This window comes from Corynebacterium sp. KPL2734, assembly GCF_040225595.1.
In the GTDB taxonomy this organism is placed as follows: domain Bacteria; phylum Actinomycetota; class Actinomycetes; order Mycobacteriales; family Mycobacteriaceae; genus Corynebacterium; species Corynebacterium rhinophilum.
This window is the reverse complement of record NZ_JBEHFO010000020.1, coordinates 1-17,002: the sequence shown is the minus strand read 5'-3', so window position 1 is coordinate 17,002 and position 17,002 is coordinate 1. Positions and strand designations below refer to the sequence as shown.

Below are 17,002 nucleotides of genomic sequence, written 5' to 3'. Positions count from 1 at the left end.
TGATGAGCATAGCGTGGGAAGTTGAGCCGGGTGGACTCAAAAAATTTTGGGTTGAGTGGAATAGGCTCAACTTTATGTGCGTTATACCAAGTGAATCCTTAAAATGGATGAATAAATCTTAGAAGGAGAAACGTACACATGAGTTCTTTTAACCCCACCACCAAGACACAAGAAGCGCTGCAGGAAGCCCTGCAGACCGCGTCCGCGAATGGCAACCCAGATATTCGGCCGGCGCACCTGCTGGCTGCCATCCTTGGACAGGAAGGCGGCATCGCCGCGCCGGTGCTCAAGGCCACCGGCGTTGACCCGGATACCGTGCTGAAAGAAGCGCGCGAGCTGGTTAACTCTTATCCCAGCGCCGAGGGCGCCAATATGTCCAACCCGCAATTCAACCGGGATGGCTTAAACGTACTGACCAAGTCGCAGGAATTGGCGGGCGAGCTTGGCGATGAGTTCGTGTCCACCGAAGTCCTCCTCGCCGCCATCGCCGGTTCGAAGACCGACGCTGCCGAGTTACTGACCGGCCGCGGCGCAACCTACGACGCCATCAAGGGCGCCTTCCCCTCCGTGCGTGGGGCCGCCAAGGTGACCTCGGAGAATCCGGAGGACCAGTTCCAGGCCCTGGAAAAGTACGCCACCGACCTCACCGCGCGGGCGCGCGAGGGAAAGATCGACCCGGTCATCGGGCGCGATCAGGAAATCCGGCGCGTCGTCCAGGTGCTTTCGCGCAGGACGAAGAACAATCCGGTGTTGATTGGTGAGCCGGGCGTCGGCAAGACTGCCATCGTAGAGGGCCTAGCCCGCCGCATCGTGGCTGGCGACGTCCCTGAGTCCCTGAAGGGCAAGACGCTTATCAGCCTGGATCTCGGTTCCATGGTCGCCGGCGCCAAGTTCCGCGGCGAGTTCGAGGAGCGCCTCAAGGCTGTGCTGGATGAGATTAAGCAGTCTGAGGGCGAAATCATCACCTTCATCGATGAGCTGCACACCATCGTCGGCGCCGGCGCTACCGGCGAAGGCTCCATGGACGCTGGCAACATGATCAAGCCCATGCTGGCCCGCGGTGAGCTGCGCCTCGTTGGTGCAACCACGCTGGATGAGTACCGCAAGTACATCGAAAAGGACGCCGCCCTCGAGCGACGTTTCCAGCAGGTCTATGCCGCAGAGCCGTCCGTGGAAGACACCATCGGTATCCTGCGCGGGCTCAAGGAGCGCTACGAGGTGCACCACGGCGTGCGCATCATGGACTCGGCCTTGGTTTCGGCAGCGGAGCTATCGAACCGCTACATCACCAACCGCTTCCTGCCGGACAAGGCCATCGACCTAGTCGATGAAGCCGGCTCCCGCCTGCGCATGGAAATCGACTCCTCGCCGCAGGAAATCGATGAGCTCGAGCGCATCGTTCGCCGCATGGAGATCGAAGAGCTCGCCCTCAAAAAGGAATCCGACGCCGCCTCGCAAGACCGCCTGGCCGCCCTGCAAGGCGAGCTCGCGGACCAGCGCGAAAAACTGGGCGAGCTCAAGGCGCGCTGGGCCAACGAGAAGAAGGCCATTGATAACGTGCAGGATATTAAGGAGGAACTCGACGATCTCCGCCGCCAAGCAGAAATTGCCGAGCGCGACGGCGATCTCGCCCTAGCCTCCGAGATAAACTACGGCAAGATCCCACCGCTAGAAAAGGACCTGGCCGCAGCCGAAGAAAAGGCCGCCGCCCAGCGCAATACCATGCTGGATGAGGAGGTTAGCCCGGACACTATCGCGGAGGTCGTCTCCGCGTGGACCGGCATCCCCGCCGGCAAGATGCTGCAGGGTGAGACCGAGAAGCTGCTGAATATGGAATCGGTATTGGGCGAGCGGGTCGTCGGCCAGCGCGAGGCCGTGACTGCCGTCTCCGATGCCGTGCGTCGCTCCCGCGCGGGAGTGGCGGATCCTAACCGCCCGACCGGCTCCTTCCTCTTCCTCGGCCCTACCGGCGTGGGTAAGACGGAGCTGGCCAAGGCACTGGCGGACTTCCTCTTCGACGATGAATCCGCCATGGTGCGCATCGATATGTCCGAATACGGCGAGAAGCACTCCGTCTCCCGGCTCGTCGGTGCCCCTCCGGGATACGTCGGCCACGAAGCCGGTGGCCAGCTCACCGAGGCCGTGCGGCGTCGGCCTTATACGCTCGTGCTTTTCGACGAAGTGGAAAAGGCCCACCCCGACGTCTTCGACGTCCTCCTCCAAGTCCTGGATGAGGGGCGGCTTACCGATGGCCAAGGTCGCACCGTCGACTTCCGCAATACCGTCATCATTCTGACGTCCAACCTGGGCGCCGGCGGTACGAAGGACGAGACCATGGAGGCCGTGAAGAAGGCCTTCAAGCCCGAGTTCATCAACCGTCTTGATGATGTGGTTATGTTCGAGCCGTTGTCGGAGGAGCTGCTGCGCGGCATCGTGGACATCCAGCTGCGCGGTCTCACCGAGCGCCTGGAGGCCCGCCGCCTGACGCTGCAGGTATCCGATTCCGCCAAGTCCTGGTTGGCCGACCGCGGCTATGACCCCGCCTACGGCGCCCGCCCGCTGCGCCGGACCATCCAGCAGGCTATCGGTGACAAGCTAGCGAAGAAGCTTTTGGCCGGTGATATTGCCGATGGCGATACCGTCCACGTCGACGTCGCCGATGGCGGCGCGGAGCTGGATATTTCTGCTCGCTAAATTACCGGGCGAAAAATAATGCTCATGCCTTTAGACTGGAAGGCATGAGCATTTTAGTTTCCCCGCAGGAACTCAAAGAATCCATCTACCACGGCGATCGTTTCACCCTCCTCGGCACCCACTGGCAGCCCAAGACGGGCCAGAGCTTCATTGACTTTGCTTCTCAGCACATTCCCACCGCGCTTTTTGGCGATACCGGCGCGGCCTTCGTCGGCCTTCCCGGCTCGCGCAATGGCCGCAACCCGCTTCCGGACGAAGATAAGTTGCAGTCCTGGATCCGTTCTTGGGGCCTGCAGGAAGACCGCCCCGTGGTGGTCTATGACGAGGGCCGCGGGCTTTTTGCCGGCCGCGCGTGGTGGACGCTGCGGTGGGCAGGCCTGACCGATGTGCGCATCCTCGATGGCGGTCTGGAAAACTGGCTCGCGCACGGTTACGAGACTCTCACGGGTCCGGGCAATATCGCGGTCGGCTCGACGTTCGAGGTCACTCCCGGCCAGCTGCCTACCGCCACGATTGATGACGTCCGCAAGCATGATGGCGTCCTCATTGATACGCGCTCCAGCAACCGCTTTGCCGGCCGCCGCGAGAACCTAGATTTGAAGGCGGGCCACATCCCCGGTGCGGTCAATGTACCCGAGCGCCTTTTCCACAACGATGGGGTGCGCACGTTGAAGTCGCCGGATGAAATCCGTGAGGTGTTGGCCGCGGCCGGATTGACCCAGGAAAACACCAAGGACGCAATCATCTATTCCGGTTCGGGCAACCACTCCGCGCTGGCACTCGCAGCGATGGAGGACGCTGGATTTACCGGCCTGCGCCACTACATCGGTGGCTGGTCGCAGTGGTCCGCAGACCCGACTAACCCGGTGGAACGCGGGGATAGGACTTCGGTTGACGATTAATTCCAATTAATCGCTCCGACTCCGACTGGTACCGGCACCGTGGGGTGCCGGTACCTATTATTATCGGGAGATGATGGCTTCTTTACTCCTGATTTTCGCACTCGTGCTCGGCATCGCCGGTGGCTTCTTGCTGTACTACGATCGCACGCAGCGCGCAGCCGATATCCAGCGCGATACCGCATCCCAGCTGGGGACAGATATCCAGCGGCACGATGCCGCTGCAGGTGATTCCGAAAACTCGGTGGCAGAACAATCCCCAAGTGGTAAGCCTCAGCACAACCCGGAAGACTGGGACACCAGGAAAGACCAGGATGCGCCTTCCCACGCAAGCCCCGAAACAGTTACAGATCCTGAGAGCGAAGGCGGTACTGAGGCCCACCCCGGTTTCGCGGCGAAGTACTCACCGTCTCCCGATGTTGAATCCGATTCTTCCACCGCTAGCTCTTCAGGCCGTCACCATCGCATTGCAGACGATTCAGACCGCAGCGGCGACGACAAGATCAGCAAAGACAAAGCCAACGACGATAGAGGCAGAGCCGAAACCCGCGCCAGCGAGACCGAGGCTCTTTCTGACAATGACGTTGTAAAAGGCAGCGCCGCCGCTGTTGCCACTGCTGCCACTGCCGCCAACGCCACCGCCTCTACCTCCGGCACCAATGACGCCAATGCAACCGGCTCCGACAGCGCCAGCAGTTCCGATAACGCCGGCAGTACCAGTAATACTGGCAGTGCTGGCCGTGCTCACGCCGCAGGCAACACTGAAAAGACGCCGGAAGCTGGCGCAGAAACGGAATCGGGTGCGGATGCCTCCCCCGAAGAGGCAAGCCAACAAAGGGCTGAAGAGCAACCGGAAGGTCGCGCGAAGCCCAAGGCGGTAGGGCGGCCGCGGCCGCTTATCCCTGGCACTATTCGTCGGGAGCGCAAGAGCTGGGCCGAAACCCGGGGCTTTGAGTACATGAAGTCGGACCAGTACCTTGTCGATGAATGGACAAGGGGAGTGGCCTCCTCTGGCGCCGCGCCGAAAGACATCGTTGCCGGCAACGTGTATGGCCACGAAATGCTGCTGATGGATATCGACGGCGTCAACGTGATGGCGATGCGGACGGGAGCGGCATCGGATGTGGTCATTGATTTCCAGCGTTTCGGCAGCCAGGAGGCCGAGATGTCCGAGGACCTGTTGATGGCCATGAGCATCGGAGGTTTCGATGTATATTCTTCCGATCGCGGCGTGACGGAGCGGATGGTGGACGAGCGCGTGCGTATCGCGTTGCAGCGCATGCCGGAGGTGGTGTCGGCGCTGTGGCTGGAGACCGAGTGGGTTTTGGCACAAACCACCAAGCATTCGCGCATCGCGGATTGGGAGGCAATGCTCCCGCCCCTGGCTTTACTTGCCGATGCTTCCCGCGTCCTCCCACCCCGTTCCTCCTCCGTGCATACCATTCACCTTGAGGACTTGGATCCATCCAGGGAAATTCCCGCGGCACCTGTGGTCGATGCGGTGGGTGGAACAGAGGCGGCGGGGCAGCCGGAGTTTTCCCGGCCGGTCATTCAACGGCCGGAGGAACCGTTGGATATGCCCTCGCGCACGTACTCCGAGACCCGCGGCCCGGTTGAGCACACGGCGATTGGGGCGGACGAGGTCGATGCCATTGCCGATGGCAATGAACGCCCCACCCCCGACTCGGGAACCGCCCGCCTGCCGCGCCAGCAATTCGGGGAGGCTTCCATCTTCGGCGACGCTTCGGGTGATGCTTCTGGCGACAGCCTTGAATCCGCCTCCCAAGATGCCAGTGGCCCGGCCGCTGCACGGGAGAAAGAGGATAAAGACCGCCGTAACGATTCCGGGTCGCAGCAGGGGGAGTAGCCTAGAATGTTGCGTTGGCCCACATAGCCAGGACTTTCCTCATGTGCCGAAAATCTCTAAAGAAGGAGCAATGTGATGACTGAAGTGCACCTGCAAGAAGACAAGAAGAAGCGTCTCGCGGACCTGGTCAAGGAGCTTGCCGTTGTGCACGGCAAGGTGACTTTGTCCTCGGGCAAAGAGGCCGATTACTACGTTGATTTACGCCGTGCGACCTTGCATCACGAAGCTTCCCGCCTCATCGGGTCCTTGCTTCGCGAGCTCACCGCGGATTGGGATTTTGCGGCCGTCGGAGGACTAACCCTCGGCGCGGATCCGGTAGCGACCTCCATCATGCATGCCGAGGGCCGCGATATCGATGCCTTCGTCGTGCGCAAGGAAGCTAAAAAGCACGGCATGCAGCGCCGCATCGAGGGCGCGGATGTGACCGGAAAGAAGGTACTGGTGGTCGAGGACACCACCACGACCGGCAACTCGCCGCTTACGGCAGTCGCCGCATTGCGCGAGGCTGGAGCAGAGGTGGTCGGTGTGGCTACCGTCGTTGACCGCGCTACCGGCGCCGAGGACGTCATCTCGGCCGAGGGCCTTGAATACCGTTCCCTGCTTGGCTTGGATGATCTTGGACTCGCGTAACGAGGTGGACCAGGCACGCCAGGAGGTGCCCGCCGGGCAGGCCGAACCAGCAGGTGAGGCTGTGCGTACCGAGTCGGCAGAACAGACTGCGCGCGATGAGAATACTGCGCAGGTTGGGCAGGGAGAGAGTGCTGCGCAGCGAGAGCAGCAAGAACAGCCCGAGGAGGCGAAGGGGCCGACCGAATGGAATGAGGGCCGCCACGGCGTGGGGCCCTGGGAAGGGCCCTGGCCGCAAGGGCCGGATGCAGAAAAATACGATCCGGAGCTCCTGCGCGAGGGCGACCGGCGCAATGTCGTCGACGCGTACCGGTATTGGCGGAGGGAGGCGATTAAGGGGGACATCGATAAGCGTCGGCATAGCCTGCATATCGCCATCGAGAACTTTGAAAATGATGCCAATATCGGCACCGTCGTGCGCACCGCCAACGCCTTTGCCGTCGATACCGTCCACATTGTGGGGCGGCGCCGGTGGAACCGCCGCGGCGCCATGGTGACAGATAGGTATCAGCATCTGCGGCACCATGAGAGCGTCGATAAGCTCATTGCCTGGGCAGCCGAGGAAAACCTCACGGTCGTGGCCATTGATAACACCCCCGGTTGCGTGCCCCTCGAAACCGCCGAACTACCGGAACGCAGCCTGCTGCTATTCGGGCAAGAAGGCCCCGGAGTAAGCGCCGCCGCGCAAGACGCCGCCCTCATGACCTGCTCCATCGCGCAATTTGGCTCCACGCGGTCCATCAACGCTGGTGTGGCCGCGGGCATCGCCATGCATACCTGGATCCGGCAGCACGCCGATCTGCACAATTCCTGGTAAGAGACCGTTACACTAACTGTAATAAACCTTGCTACTGGAGTGATAAAGAAATCGTGGAAGAAAAGTGGGCCCACCGCGCCGAACTCGCGGAAACCGCCATTGATGAGCGCCATGCGCATTCCGTATGGGGCCTGCCGCGAACCAACCTCGCCATCGTCAGCTGGCCGCCCACCACGAAAGAAAAGCTCCTCGTGCACTGGCACTACTGGTGGCAGGCGCACTACCTTGATTGCCTCGTCGATGCGGCGGAGCGGAAGAATACTAAGGCCCGCCGCCAGCGCATCCTTGACACCATGCGCGGGATTCGCGTGCGGAATCTTGCGCAGCTGACCAAGAATAAGTACTTCGATGACAAAGCCTGGCTCGCACTCGCTTTCGGGCGCGTGGGCGAGGTAAAGAAGATGAAATCGCCCAAGGCGTTGGCGTCTTTGCAGGGCAATATCACCGAAGGCCTCGATGACTCGCTGGGGATATTGCCGTGGCGCGACGGAGAGAACTTCATGAACGTGCCGGCCAATGGCCCCGGTGCCATCATGCTCGCGCGGATGGGCGATATAACCGCGGCCCGCCGCATCGTTGACTGGGTCTACGACAACTTGGTCAATGAAGATGGCTTCATTATGGACGGCGTGCGCATGCGCATGGACGGCCCCGAAATCGTCAAACAAGTCCACCCGTACTGCCAAGGCGTGATGTTGGGGGCATGCCTGGAGATTGTGTTGGCGATGCGGGAGGAGTCGAGCATCGGCAAGCTGGAGCAGATCGATAACGTCTACGAGGCCGAACTGGCATCCGAGATGATGAGCTACATCATTAAGATTCGGGGCCTAGTGCAGGCTATTGCTTCCGGGATGGCGACTCCCTCCGGCGTCGTGGATTGGGAGACCGGTGATGGTGATGGCGGCCTGTTTAAGGGCATTCTGATGCGTTATCTTGCCGATGTTGCCGTGCGGTTGCCCGGGGACTCGCCCGCGAACCGGGCCACCAAGAAGCTGGCGACCCGGATGGTTGTGGCGTCTGCCGAATCCGTGTGGGAGCACCGGCTCGAGGTTGATGGCTTGCCAATTTTTGGCTCTGACTGGACTGCCGATGCCCGCCTTCCGCACAACTACGGCTTCGGGCACACAACCGTGAGCGAGAAGATGGGCATCATTCGCGTGGATGAGCGCGACCTATCCGTGCAGCTGTCTGGTTGGATGCTTCTGGAGGCGTGCGCCCGGGTGGCTCGTGACCTGCATAAAACATCGGGTCGCGATTAACCGCGTTTAACCGTGCTGTTAAACACCTTGCGCGGGGCTTGTCGTGTGGGGGCGCGTCATTTTTTGAGAGTTGGGTAGTAAACACAGGAAATGTCACACCAATTTTGCGGCGGGATTCCGGAAATGTGGGCATAATTGGGTGTTGGAACGTGTTTGACCGCAATCCCACTTAAGGATGGAATTTCATGCCAATTGCAACCCCCGAGGCGTATAACCAGATGCTGGACACCGCGAAGCAGAACGGCTTCGCATTTCCAGCCATCAACTGCACCTCGTCTGAAACGATCAACGCAGCACTGAAGGGCTTTGCCGAGGCAGAGTCTGACGGCATCATCCAATTCTCCACCGGTGGCGCAGAGTTCGGCTCTGGCCTCGCGGTCAAGAACAAGGTTAAAGGTGCTCAGGCCCTAGCCGCCTTCGCGCACGAGGCAGCGAAGCACTACGGCGTCAATATCGCCCTGCACACCGACCACTGCCAGAAGGAAGTTCTGGACGATTACGTTCGTCCGCTGATGGCCATCTCTCAGGAGCGCGTCGACCGCGGCGAGAACCCGCTCTTCCAGTCCCACATGTGGGACGGCTCTGCTATTCCGATCGATGAAAACTTGGTCATCGCCCAGGAGCTTCTGGAGAAGGCGAAGAAGGCACACATCATTCTCGAAGCAGAGATTGGTGTTGTCGGTGGTGAAGAAGACGGTGTCGAGGCCAAGGCCGGCGATAACCTGTACACGACTCCGGAAGACTTTGAAAAGACCATCGATGCCCTGGGCACCGGCGAGAAGGGCCGCTACCTGTTGGCCGCTACCTTCGGCAACGTGCACGGCGTCTACAAGCCCGGCAACGTGAAGCTGCGCCCTGAGGTTCTGCTGGAAGGCCAGAAGGTTGCGCAGAAGAAGCTCGGCCTGAGCGAGGGTGAGCACGCCTTTGACTTCGTATTCCACGGCGGATCCGGCTCTGAGAAGGAGAAGATCGAAGAGGCGCTGCGCTACGGCGTCATCAAGATGAACGTGGACACCGATACCCAGTACGCGTTTACCAACCCAGTGGCTCGCCACATGATGGAAAACTACGACGGCGTGTTCAAGATTGACGGCGAGGTAGGCAACAAGAAGGTCTACGACCCACGCTCCTACCTGAAGAAGGCAGAGCAGGGTATGTCCGAGCGCGTCATCGAGGCATGCCAGGACCTCCACTCCGTGGGTAAGACCACGGCAAAGTAGGACGAGTCGAAACTAGCTCCATGTTGAGCTGAAGCCGAAGGTGAGATCTCGCAGTAGGCACGACGAAGTAGCCGCTTCCGCCTGTGTGGGAGGCGGCTTTTCCTATTCCATGTCCGATCGCTGGTCCGATCTCTGGACCTAACGCTGGGCCTATCTGTGGAGTGCGAGGATGCGGCGCGGCCTTGCCGGATATGAGACAGAGCAGGCAAGTATGCCAGATCAGCCAGACAAGCTATGCCGGCCCGACCAGCTATGCCAGCGAGATTGGGCAGAAATATAGGCTGGCAAGGCCAAGCTGGCACGGCAGGTACAGCGGGACCAGTGGACTAGGCGGACCAGCCAGACTGGGTAGGTGAAAGCTAGGTAGAACTCCTTGTTGGTCGTGGTGAATAGGCGGGTGAGGGGATAAACCGAGGGTTGCCGCTCCACGGCGGGATCCAGGCGATGCGGCCCTTGATGCGAACCATGCGCCCGCGTGCGGTGGGGCGGGAATCATCATCTTGATTCACCGCATTGTGATGAGCGCAGAGCGTTACGAGGTTTTCTTGGTTCGTGGGGCCGCCGGCGGCCCAGGCGGTGAGGTGGTGGACTTGAGCGTCATCGGCAGGCGTGGAGCAGCCGGGCCAAGCGCAAATAGGATGTTCCGCGCGGGCTAGCATGCGCTGCTTCCAGCTGGCCATGCGCTCGGTGCGATACAGGTTCACCGCGCCGTGCTCAGGATGGACCAAGCTGACGTAACCGCGTTGGGCGAGGGTCCGGGCGACGAGCTGAGCGCCAGACATGCGCGCGCCGTTGGAAAGCTGAAGCATGATGTCATCGCCCTGGCCAGCAGTGATGCGGTCTAGCTGGTCAAGGGTGATGATCACATTGGTATGCACCGCAGGCAGCGCGCCGGGATTGCCCTCGAGGATGACCTGCTTGGCGGCTGCGAGCGGGTTTTCCTTATCCACGGAAGCGAGAACGCCCTTGATATCCGCGATATCAGTGGGCTCCGCGGTGATGGAGATGGTGTGGGGACCATCGGGGCGTCGGGTATAGCGGACGCCGTGCGAGGGACGCTTGGCGGGATTGAGCTGTTTGAGGCGCTTCTTTGCGATTGCCGGAATCAGGTGGGCTTCTGCGCGGCAGAGCTCTAGGCGGAGATCCCAACTGCGGTTGGTGTCTTTAACGCGGTGGGCGAAAGACTCGATGCTTTCAAGCACAGCGAGGTCGTGGCCGCGAGAACGAGCTGCCTCGCAGGCGAGGCGCTGCTTACGGCTATTGGAGGTGCGGCCGAAATACGTGTGCTGGAGGCGGGCGAGTTGCGCAGCAAGGAGCTGGCTGGCGCCGGCCTCGATGAGCTGCTGTTCGGAGCATCCCTGAAACTCGGCGACGAGGTCCACACCGCGACGGCAAAGTTGCAAAAATTCTGTGTTCACGGCTCCTGACCGTAAAAGCGGCACGGGTACACGGCAATGGGTGTGCAAGGCGAAACGGCGAATCTGTGGAATTCTCGTGCTGCGGGGGTCGCTGGGGCGCGCAATTAGCGGGGTTATCCACAACCTGGCGCGGGCCGGGATGCGGGTATTCGGGGGCGGTGGTAGAGAGCGGTCTTCTATGCTGGAGGACATGTCGGAAGCGAAACAAAGAGTCTCAACGAGGCAAATGCTGCGGGTGGTGGACCGTTCAGTATTATCGCGTCTGCAACGCATCCGTTCGCGCTTCGTTTATATAATCCAGGCCACCGTCGGTGCCGCATTGGCGTATTGGGTGGCTAGCTCCCTCTTTGGGCATCCGCAGCCGTTCTTCGCGCCCATCTCGGCCGTCATCATCCTGGGCCTTTCGGGCGGGGACAGGATGAAAAGGGCAGTGGAAATGTCGCTAGGTGGCATTGTCGGCGTGGCCTTGGGTGATTTGCTGTTCCAAGTGGTGGGACAGGGCCCGTTCCAGATCCTGTTCATCGTGGGGGCAGGCCTGGTGGTGGGGTCCTTTATTACGAAATCGCCGCTGGTGTCCAACCAGATTGTCTTTGGTTCCATCCTTATCGCCACGATCTTTCCGCCCACCGAGGGACCGGGTGGCCTGCACCGGGCCATCGACGCGATGATTGGTTCCGGCATTGGGCTTATCACGATTGCGCTTATCCCGAATTCCCCGTTGAAGGAGGCTCGGCGCGAGGTGTCAAAGGTGCTGAGGATTGCATCCAGCATTCTCAACGACGTCACGCATGGCATCCGCGATACGAATCCCGAGATCATTCGTGATGCCCGCGATGCGGTGCGCGGCACGCAAAATGACGTGAATACGCTGCTGAGCGCGGCGCAGTCGGGGAGGGAGGCATCGGAAGTATCGCCGCTTTTGTGGACCTCCCGCAGGAGCATTCGGTCCCTAGAGCGCATCCTCTTGCCGGTAGATAATGCGGTGCGCGGGGTGCGGGTCTTATCGCGCCGCGCGCTCGTGCTTACTGAAGACGGCGATACCGTCTCCGAAAAGCAGTTAGAGCTCTTGGAAGAACTATCAGAAATTATCCTCGCGGTGGGAGAGCTTTATGGACGGCAAAAGCGGGACCACGATGAGGCGATAGAGATACCCGAGCTGGTGCAGCGGCTGCGCTACGTGGGCGGTCAAGCGGGCATGGATCTTATCGAAGAAGACGCGACGCTTTCTGCATATACGATCCTCGCGCAGACGAGGTCCATCGTTGTGGACATGCTCATGGTGTGCGGGCTCTCGCGCGAGTCTGCCGTCGCGCACCTGGTTCCTACCTCTACGCACCCGGCGTTCCCGCCAGAGGTGTGGGAGCGTAAAGATAAGCAAAAGGGGCAGAATTAGCAGGACCTCGCCAGCATATCCGCCGAGCGGGGCGCCGGTGCGGGGGCGGCGCTCAGAGCCAAGGGAAGTCGGCGTTAGCTGTGGAGGGTGGACTAGGGGCGCACGACTTGGAGGTCGCGCAGGTGGCGGTAGAAGGTGACGCGGGTGAGGGGGCGTTTGTGGGGGATGGCATCGACAAGCACGCGCAGCTGGGGACCGCCTGCCTGGACCGCGCGGCCGGTGTGGACGGAGTCTGGGTCGAGGCGACCGGGCTTGCGCAGCAGGGAGCGCAGGCGGCCTTCGGGCTCGACTGGAGAGGTTGCGCGGGCCGCCAGGATGCCAGGGGCATCGGTCATGGGGACGAGCCGCGCGCCAAAAGTGCCGCGACCTGAGGCGGCGAGGGTGTCATCATCGATGATGATTTCACCGGTAAGCGGGCCATTCGACCAATCTGAGATGGTTGCTGAGCCGGCGACGGCCTGGCCGGAATCATTGCGGATGAGCGGCACTGGGCGAACCGGGGCGGTGCGGGCGACCTCGAGGGCCTCTTGCGGCACGCTGGGCAGGCCCCAATTAGCGGCGGCGGCCGACTCGCCCGTGGGAATGAACGCTACCTCGGCCCACAGGTTATCGGCTCGCATGAGCCGGGTGATGACGGCGTTCAGCGCCGAATCCGAGCCCGCAACCACGATGCGCAGGCGGTCCTCCAAGTACGGTTCCTGTGGGGCGGCGGCAGGGGCGCCGAGGTGGCGGACATCGGGCTGCGCGGCGATCTCGTCAAGCGAAGGCGTGGGGTCGTGGGGGAGGAGGTTGGTGGCGGCGGCATCGATAAGCGAGAGCTCCTTGCGGGAAGGAACAGCCGAAAGGTCATAGGCCTCTGCGGGCAAATCAACGCCGGGGGCGCCGCAGCGGAGGAACAAAAAACGCATGCACATCATGCTACGTGGGCTATTGCAGCCAGAAAAGTGTAAGGTAAATGCGTATTTTGGCTTCAATAATGAGGAAGTGACTTAAAAGATGGCAGCGATCGTCATTGTCGGCGCCCAATGGGGCGACGAAGGCAAGGGCAAGGCTACCGATATCCTTGGCGGGAAAGTTGACTATGTGGTCAAGCCGAACGGCGGCAATAACGCCGGGCACACCGTGGTGGTAGGCGGTGAAAAATACGAGCTGAAGCTCCTGCCCGCCGGTATTCTTTCTGAAAACGCCACCCCTGTGCTGGGCAATGGCGTGGTGATTAACCTCGAGGCGCTCTTTGATGAGATTGATGGCCTGGAAGCGCGCGGGGCAAATGCCTCCCGGCTGAAGATTTCCGCGAACGCGCACCTCGTGGCGCCGTACCACCAGACCCTCGACCGCGTGCAAGAGCGATTCCTGGGCAAGCGCGCCATCGGTACCACCGGCCGCGGCATTGGGCCGACCTACGCCGATAAGGTCGCGCGCATTGGCATCCGCGTGCAGGATATTTTCGACGAGTCCATCCTGCGCCAGAAGGTCGAGTCCGCGCTGGAGATTAAGAACCAGATGCTGGTGAAGATGTACAACCGCAAGGCCATTGAGGCCGAGCAGATTGTGGAGTACTTCTTAAGCTACCGCGACCGCCTGCGCCCCATGGTCATCGACGCCGAGCTGGAGCTCAACCAAGCGCTTGCCGATGGCCACAATGTACTCATGGAGGGCGGCCAGGCCACCATGTTGGACGTTGACCACGGCACCTACCCGTTCGTGACTTCCTCGAACCCGACTGCGGGTGGGGCATCGGTTGGCTCTGGCATTGGACCGACGCGGATTAAGACCTCGCTGGGCATTATCAAGGCCTATACCACCCGCGTTGGCGCCGGCCCGTTCCCCACCGAGCTCTTTGATAAGTGGGGCGAGTACCTGCAGACCACCGGTGGCGAGGTTGGCGTGAACACTGGGCGCACGCGCCGCTGTGGCTGGTACGATTCCGTGATTGCTCGCTACGCCACGCGCGTGAATGGCTTTACGGATTACTTCTTGACCAAGCTCGATGTGCTTACCGGCATTGGCGAGATTCCTATCTGCGTGGCTTATGACGTTGACGGCAAGCGTTACGACGAGATGCCCGTTACCCAGTCTGAGTTCCACCACGCCGAGCCGATTTTTGAAACCATGCCGGCGTGGGACGAGGATATCTCCGAGTGCACCACCTTTGAGGAGCTTCCACAGAAGGCGCAGGATTACGTGTTGCGCTTGGAGGAGCTGTCTGGCTGCCGTATCTCCTATATAGGTGTCGGCCCTGGCCGCGACCAGACTATTGTGCGCCACGATGTCATGGACGACCAGTAACGGACGTATTTGCGTTGATGAGCTCGGCCTAGCTACGTGCTCATAAAAATAATAAGGGGCGAAGTACCTTGGTGAGGTACCTCGCCCCTTATTTTGGATCCTCGGGACTCCCCGAGGCTACGCCCGTTCAGCCTTAGTAAGCGGCGGTCAGGTTGTCGTAGCCATTGATCTTGAGTGCTTCCAGCACGCGGTCCACGGCTGCCTGGTCAGTATCCGGGTTATAGGTTTCCGGGAAGGTCAGGTGTGCGCTGTGGTTGTCCTTGAAGTCGATGTTCATGAACTCGTGGCCCAGCTCGTCGGTAGCGAGCGCGAGTTCGCGCTGCACAGCCAACTTACCGCTCTGCAGGATAGGTGCAGAGTAGTCCTGGTCTCCGTTGATTACATCTTCCTTGTCACCGGTGATGCGGCCCTTTTCGGCGTGAGCGCCGGGCTCATCGGACTGGTCAGTGGACTGCTCAACGTCAGCGGTCTGGGTTACCTCTGGTTCAGCAAGCTGGTCCTGGGCGTCGACTGGGCCGGTGCTGCCGGTTAGTGGCAATAGGGCAGCAATGGCGCTAGCAATAAAAGAAGGAATAGACATTTCCGATCCTTTCTGGGGTTAGTGTTTTAAACCGATAAAGATACTAGCACCGTAGAAGGTGGGTGACTATGTGAAATTTATCTTGTTGACTGCCCCATTAATAATATATTTAGGAGTTATTGGCGAAAGGCGATGCTTTTGGTTAAATAAGAGATGTCAGACCTACATTGCCTGTATTGTAGGATGATAATCCTCACAATATAATTTTGGGTGTAATGCAACACATTTTAATGAAGTCCGGAAACCGCTAGAACATGACGCTGGTAATGGACGGGGTTTAATGGGGTGCAAACTATTGAAGCGCTATCCAATTTCTGTTGAGTTTTAGAAAGGTGGGCTCGAATTGTGGTTTCCTGCATCCTTTAGTGGGCCTTCCGGTTACTGCACGACTTTTATGGATGGTGCAATTTCCCGCGAATTACGCACGTTTTACTATGATGTGCGAAACGCTTCGAGGTTTTCTTAATCATTGCGTGCAGGGGTGTAGGTAGTTGTGTTTGGTGATCTACACTATTGAAGGCAAACGAGCTATCTAGCGGGCGAGACAAGGCAAACGGGCCTTGGTTACAGCTAGCAGGCTCGTTAAAGGAGTACGAGCATCAGGTTGGAAACGAGCAGTCAACCACATGGTTATAGCCTTTTTAACCGCTTCGACAAGTATCGATAATCCCGACTTCGCATACAAGCATCTTGACACGCTCACGAGGGTGGGCTCCGCCGAAGCTTGAGTTATCGAATGCCGGCCAAGGTTAAAGAAGGGTTATAAAAACAATAGTTTTTATTGGATAAACCTGGACATCAAGGTAAAAAACAAGAAAAGCTCAGGGTACTTCAGGTTTCTAGATATATTGCTTAATAAAGCTTTGCAATGTGTAATTATATAAAGTCGGCTGGTTGTCGGCTTACATTTGTGCGTGGTATCCTCCCGGGTGAGCAGCGAGTAGGAATCAAGATTCGGGTTGTACCCTGGGTTTATCCTTGGTGTGTCCAATCTCAAACTCAGATTTTACTCAGGAAAGTAGCTCACTACGTAAGAATACAGCCGTAAAATTCGATTGCCTGAAGAGGGAAGAATGAGTAAATTGAGAAGAATACCTCGAGAGGGGAGAGTGGCTTTAACTGCAGTTCTTGCTGTAATTGCAGTAACTTTGGCCATGGTTACTGTCACGGGGGCACGGGCTGAGGCTGCTGAGCCGACGGACTTCGAACCGAATTATGACATGGGGCTCGAGAGCGTACGTAATTCTGGGGATGATAGCTGGGGCCCGTTGGTGTGGGCCGGTACGCCACCTGAGGGAAACTCCACTGGAAATGCAGCGAACGATGTTGGGTGGGGCTGGTGCATTGACTACACGCAGGCGGACCCAATGCACAAAGGCGGTAGCTATAAGAAGTCTACTGCAGGTGCTCTAAGTTTCGATGACCCAAAGTATCAAGATGCTGTTATCGGACTCGCACTGAAGTTGCGAGATGCACAGGAAAATGGTCAAAAGCAGTTGGCGAAGAAATATATTGTGTATTTGAGTGCAATTATTTCTGATCCGTCGGGTCGTGAAGCGGCCATCAACTTCATAAACGGAAACCTAGGCTATGGAGACGCCAACAACGTGTCGCGTTTCCAAGGATTTGAGGGCAGCCCGCAAGAATTTACAGAGCTGACGGGGCTTCGTATCGTAAAGACTACCGCTCAAAACCTCGACGATCAGTTCGATGTTGATTCAAGCGTTAAAGTTGATAAGCAGCCCGCTGATGCATTCCTGACTATTGTCGGGCCAAACGGAATTTATAAGCATACCTCGGGCGGCGGCCAGCGTGTTTTGCCTCCGGATCAGCCCGGACTCCCTGACGACGACGGCGGCGAGGATAGGAATCCGGAGATTTCTACTCAGGCTGAGTTTGCCGGAGATGCTGATCAGGTTGTTGCTGGTGCTAAGGTGAC

At 59.4% G+C, this 17,002-nt stretch carries 12 protein-coding genes and 1 pseudogene; 10 read left to right on the top strand and 3 right to left on the bottom strand.

Annotated elements, in window-relative coordinates:
* The first annotated feature begins 138 nt into the window (after positions 1-138).
* The 7 genes from clpB (at position 139) to fbaA (ending at position 9,383) form a co-directional block, all read left to right on the top strand.
* Positions 139-2,694 (top strand): ATP-dependent chaperone ClpB, encoded by a 2,556-nt coding sequence (gene clpB, locus ABRP88_RS10080; RefSeq protein ID WP_349837115.1) that lies wholly within the window; start codon positions 139-141, stop codon positions 2,692-2,694.
* A gap of 44 nt (positions 2,695-2,738) precedes the next feature.
* The gene (locus ABRP88_RS10075; protein ID WP_349837114.1) at positions 2,739-3,596 is read left to right on the top strand and encodes a sulfurtransferase; all 858 of its coding nucleotides are present in this window, start codon (positions 2,739-2,741) and stop codon (positions 3,594-3,596) included.
* A 73-nt stretch (positions 3,597-3,669) separates the two neighbouring features.
* Positions 3,670-5,460: a TtfA family protein gene (locus tag ABRP88_RS10070; protein ID WP_349837113.1), complete on the top strand. Its 1,791-nt coding sequence runs from the start codon at positions 3,670-3,672 to the stop codon at positions 5,458-5,460.
* A gap of 75 nt (positions 5,461-5,535) precedes the next feature.
* Positions 5,536-6,090, top strand: a complete 555-nt coding sequence (pyrE, locus tag ABRP88_RS10065) for an orotate phosphoribosyltransferase (protein ID WP_349837112.1) — start codon at positions 5,536-5,538, stop codon at positions 6,088-6,090.
* Between the two features lie 205 nt (positions 6,091-6,295).
* The gene (locus ABRP88_RS10060; RefSeq protein ID WP_349837124.1) at positions 6,296-6,904 is read left to right on the top strand and encodes a TrmH family RNA methyltransferase; all 609 of its coding nucleotides are present in this window, start codon (positions 6,296-6,298) and stop codon (positions 6,902-6,904) included.
* A 53-nt stretch (positions 6,905-6,957) separates the two neighbouring features.
* Complete coding sequence (locus tag ABRP88_RS10055) at positions 6,958-8,163, top strand: glycoside hydrolase family 76 protein (protein ID WP_349837111.1); 1,206 nt, start codon at positions 6,958-6,960, stop codon at positions 8,161-8,163.
* Positions 8,164-8,348: 185 nt separating this feature from the next.
* Positions 8,349-9,383: a class II fructose-bisphosphate aldolase gene (gene fbaA / locus ABRP88_RS10050; protein WP_023024081.1), complete on the top strand. Its 1,035-nt coding sequence runs from the start codon at positions 8,349-8,351 to the stop codon at positions 9,381-9,383.
* A gap of 359 nt (positions 9,384-9,742) precedes the next feature.
* On the opposite strand, the gene ABRP88_RS10045 is transcribed toward fbaA, so the two are convergent.
* On the bottom strand, positions 9,743-10,801 hold the full coding sequence (locus ABRP88_RS10045) for an HNH endonuclease signature motif containing protein (RefSeq protein ID WP_349837110.1): 1,059 nt from the start codon (positions 10,799-10,801) through the stop codon (positions 9,743-9,745).
* Between the two features lie 178 nt (positions 10,802-10,979).
* On the opposite strand from ABRP88_RS10045, the gene ABRP88_RS10040 reads away from it, so the two are divergent.
* A complete protein-coding gene (locus ABRP88_RS10040; RefSeq protein ID WP_349837109.1) occupies positions 10,980-12,194 on the top strand; it encodes an FUSC family protein in 1,215 nt (404 codons plus the stop codon).
* Positions 12,195-12,286: 92 nt separating this feature from the next.
* Here the strand turns inward: ABRP88_RS10040 and ABRP88_RS10035 are convergent, their stop codons facing one another.
* Positions 12,287-13,102 (bottom strand): diacylglycerol kinase family protein, encoded by an 816-nt coding sequence (locus tag ABRP88_RS10035; RefSeq protein WP_349837108.1) that lies wholly within the window; start codon positions 13,100-13,102, stop codon positions 12,287-12,289.
* Between the two features lie 88 nt (positions 13,103-13,190).
* Here ABRP88_RS10035 and ABRP88_RS10030 point away from each other — a divergent pair, with 88 nt between their 5' ends.
* A complete protein-coding gene (locus ABRP88_RS10030) occupies positions 13,191-14,483 on the top strand; it encodes an adenylosuccinate synthase (RefSeq protein WP_284853704.1) in 1,293 nt (430 codons plus the stop codon).
* 133 nt (positions 14,484-14,616) lie between these two features.
* On the opposite strand, the gene ABRP88_RS10025 is transcribed toward ABRP88_RS10030, so the two are convergent.
* Positions 14,617-15,063: a hypothetical protein gene (locus tag ABRP88_RS10025; protein ID WP_284853703.1), complete on the bottom strand. Its 447-nt coding sequence runs from the start codon at positions 15,061-15,063 to the stop codon at positions 14,617-14,619.
* A 1,109-nt stretch (positions 15,064-16,172) separates the two neighbouring features.
* On the opposite strand from ABRP88_RS10025, the pseudogene ABRP88_RS10020 reads away from it, so the two are divergent.
* Positions 16,173-17,002 (top strand): annotated as a pseudogene (locus tag ABRP88_RS10020) (VaFE repeat-containing surface-anchored protein); the annotation flags it as partial.

What these genes read in the sequence shown, in the direction of transcription:
- ABRP88_RS10075 (WP_349837114.1), top strand. Translation starts at nt 2,739, where the DNA reads ATGAGCATTTTAGTTTCCCCGCAGGAACTCAAAGAATCCATCTACCAC.
- fbaA (WP_023024081.1), top strand. Translation starts at nt 8,349, where the DNA reads ATGCCAATTGCAACCCCCGAGGCGTATAACCAGATGCTGGACACCGCG.
- clpB (WP_349837115.1), top strand. Translation starts at nt 139, where the DNA reads ATGAGTTCTTTTAACCCCACCACCAAGACACAAGAAGCGCTGCAGGAA.
- ABRP88_RS10070 (WP_349837113.1), top strand. Translation starts at nt 3,670, where the DNA reads ATGGCTTCTTTACTCCTGATTTTCGCACTCGTGCTCGGCATCGCCGGT.
- ABRP88_RS10040 (WP_349837109.1), top strand. Translation starts at nt 10,980, where the DNA reads ATGCTGGAGGACATGTCGGAAGCGAAACAAAGAGTCTCAACGAGGCAA.
- ABRP88_RS10030 (WP_284853704.1), top strand. Translation starts at nt 13,191, where the DNA reads ATGGCAGCGATCGTCATTGTCGGCGCCCAATGGGGCGACGAAGGCAAG.
- ABRP88_RS10025 (WP_284853703.1), bottom strand. Translation starts at nt 15,063, where the DNA reads ATGTCTATTCCTTCTTTTATTGCTAGCGCCATTGCTGCCCTATTGCCA.
- pyrE (WP_349837112.1), top strand. Translation starts at nt 5,536, where the DNA reads ATGACTGAAGTGCACCTGCAAGAAGACAAGAAGAAGCGTCTCGCGGAC.
- ABRP88_RS10035 (WP_349837108.1), bottom strand. Translation starts at nt 13,102, where the DNA reads ATGCGTTTTTTGTTCCTCCGCTGCGGCGCCCCCGGCGTTGATTTGCCC.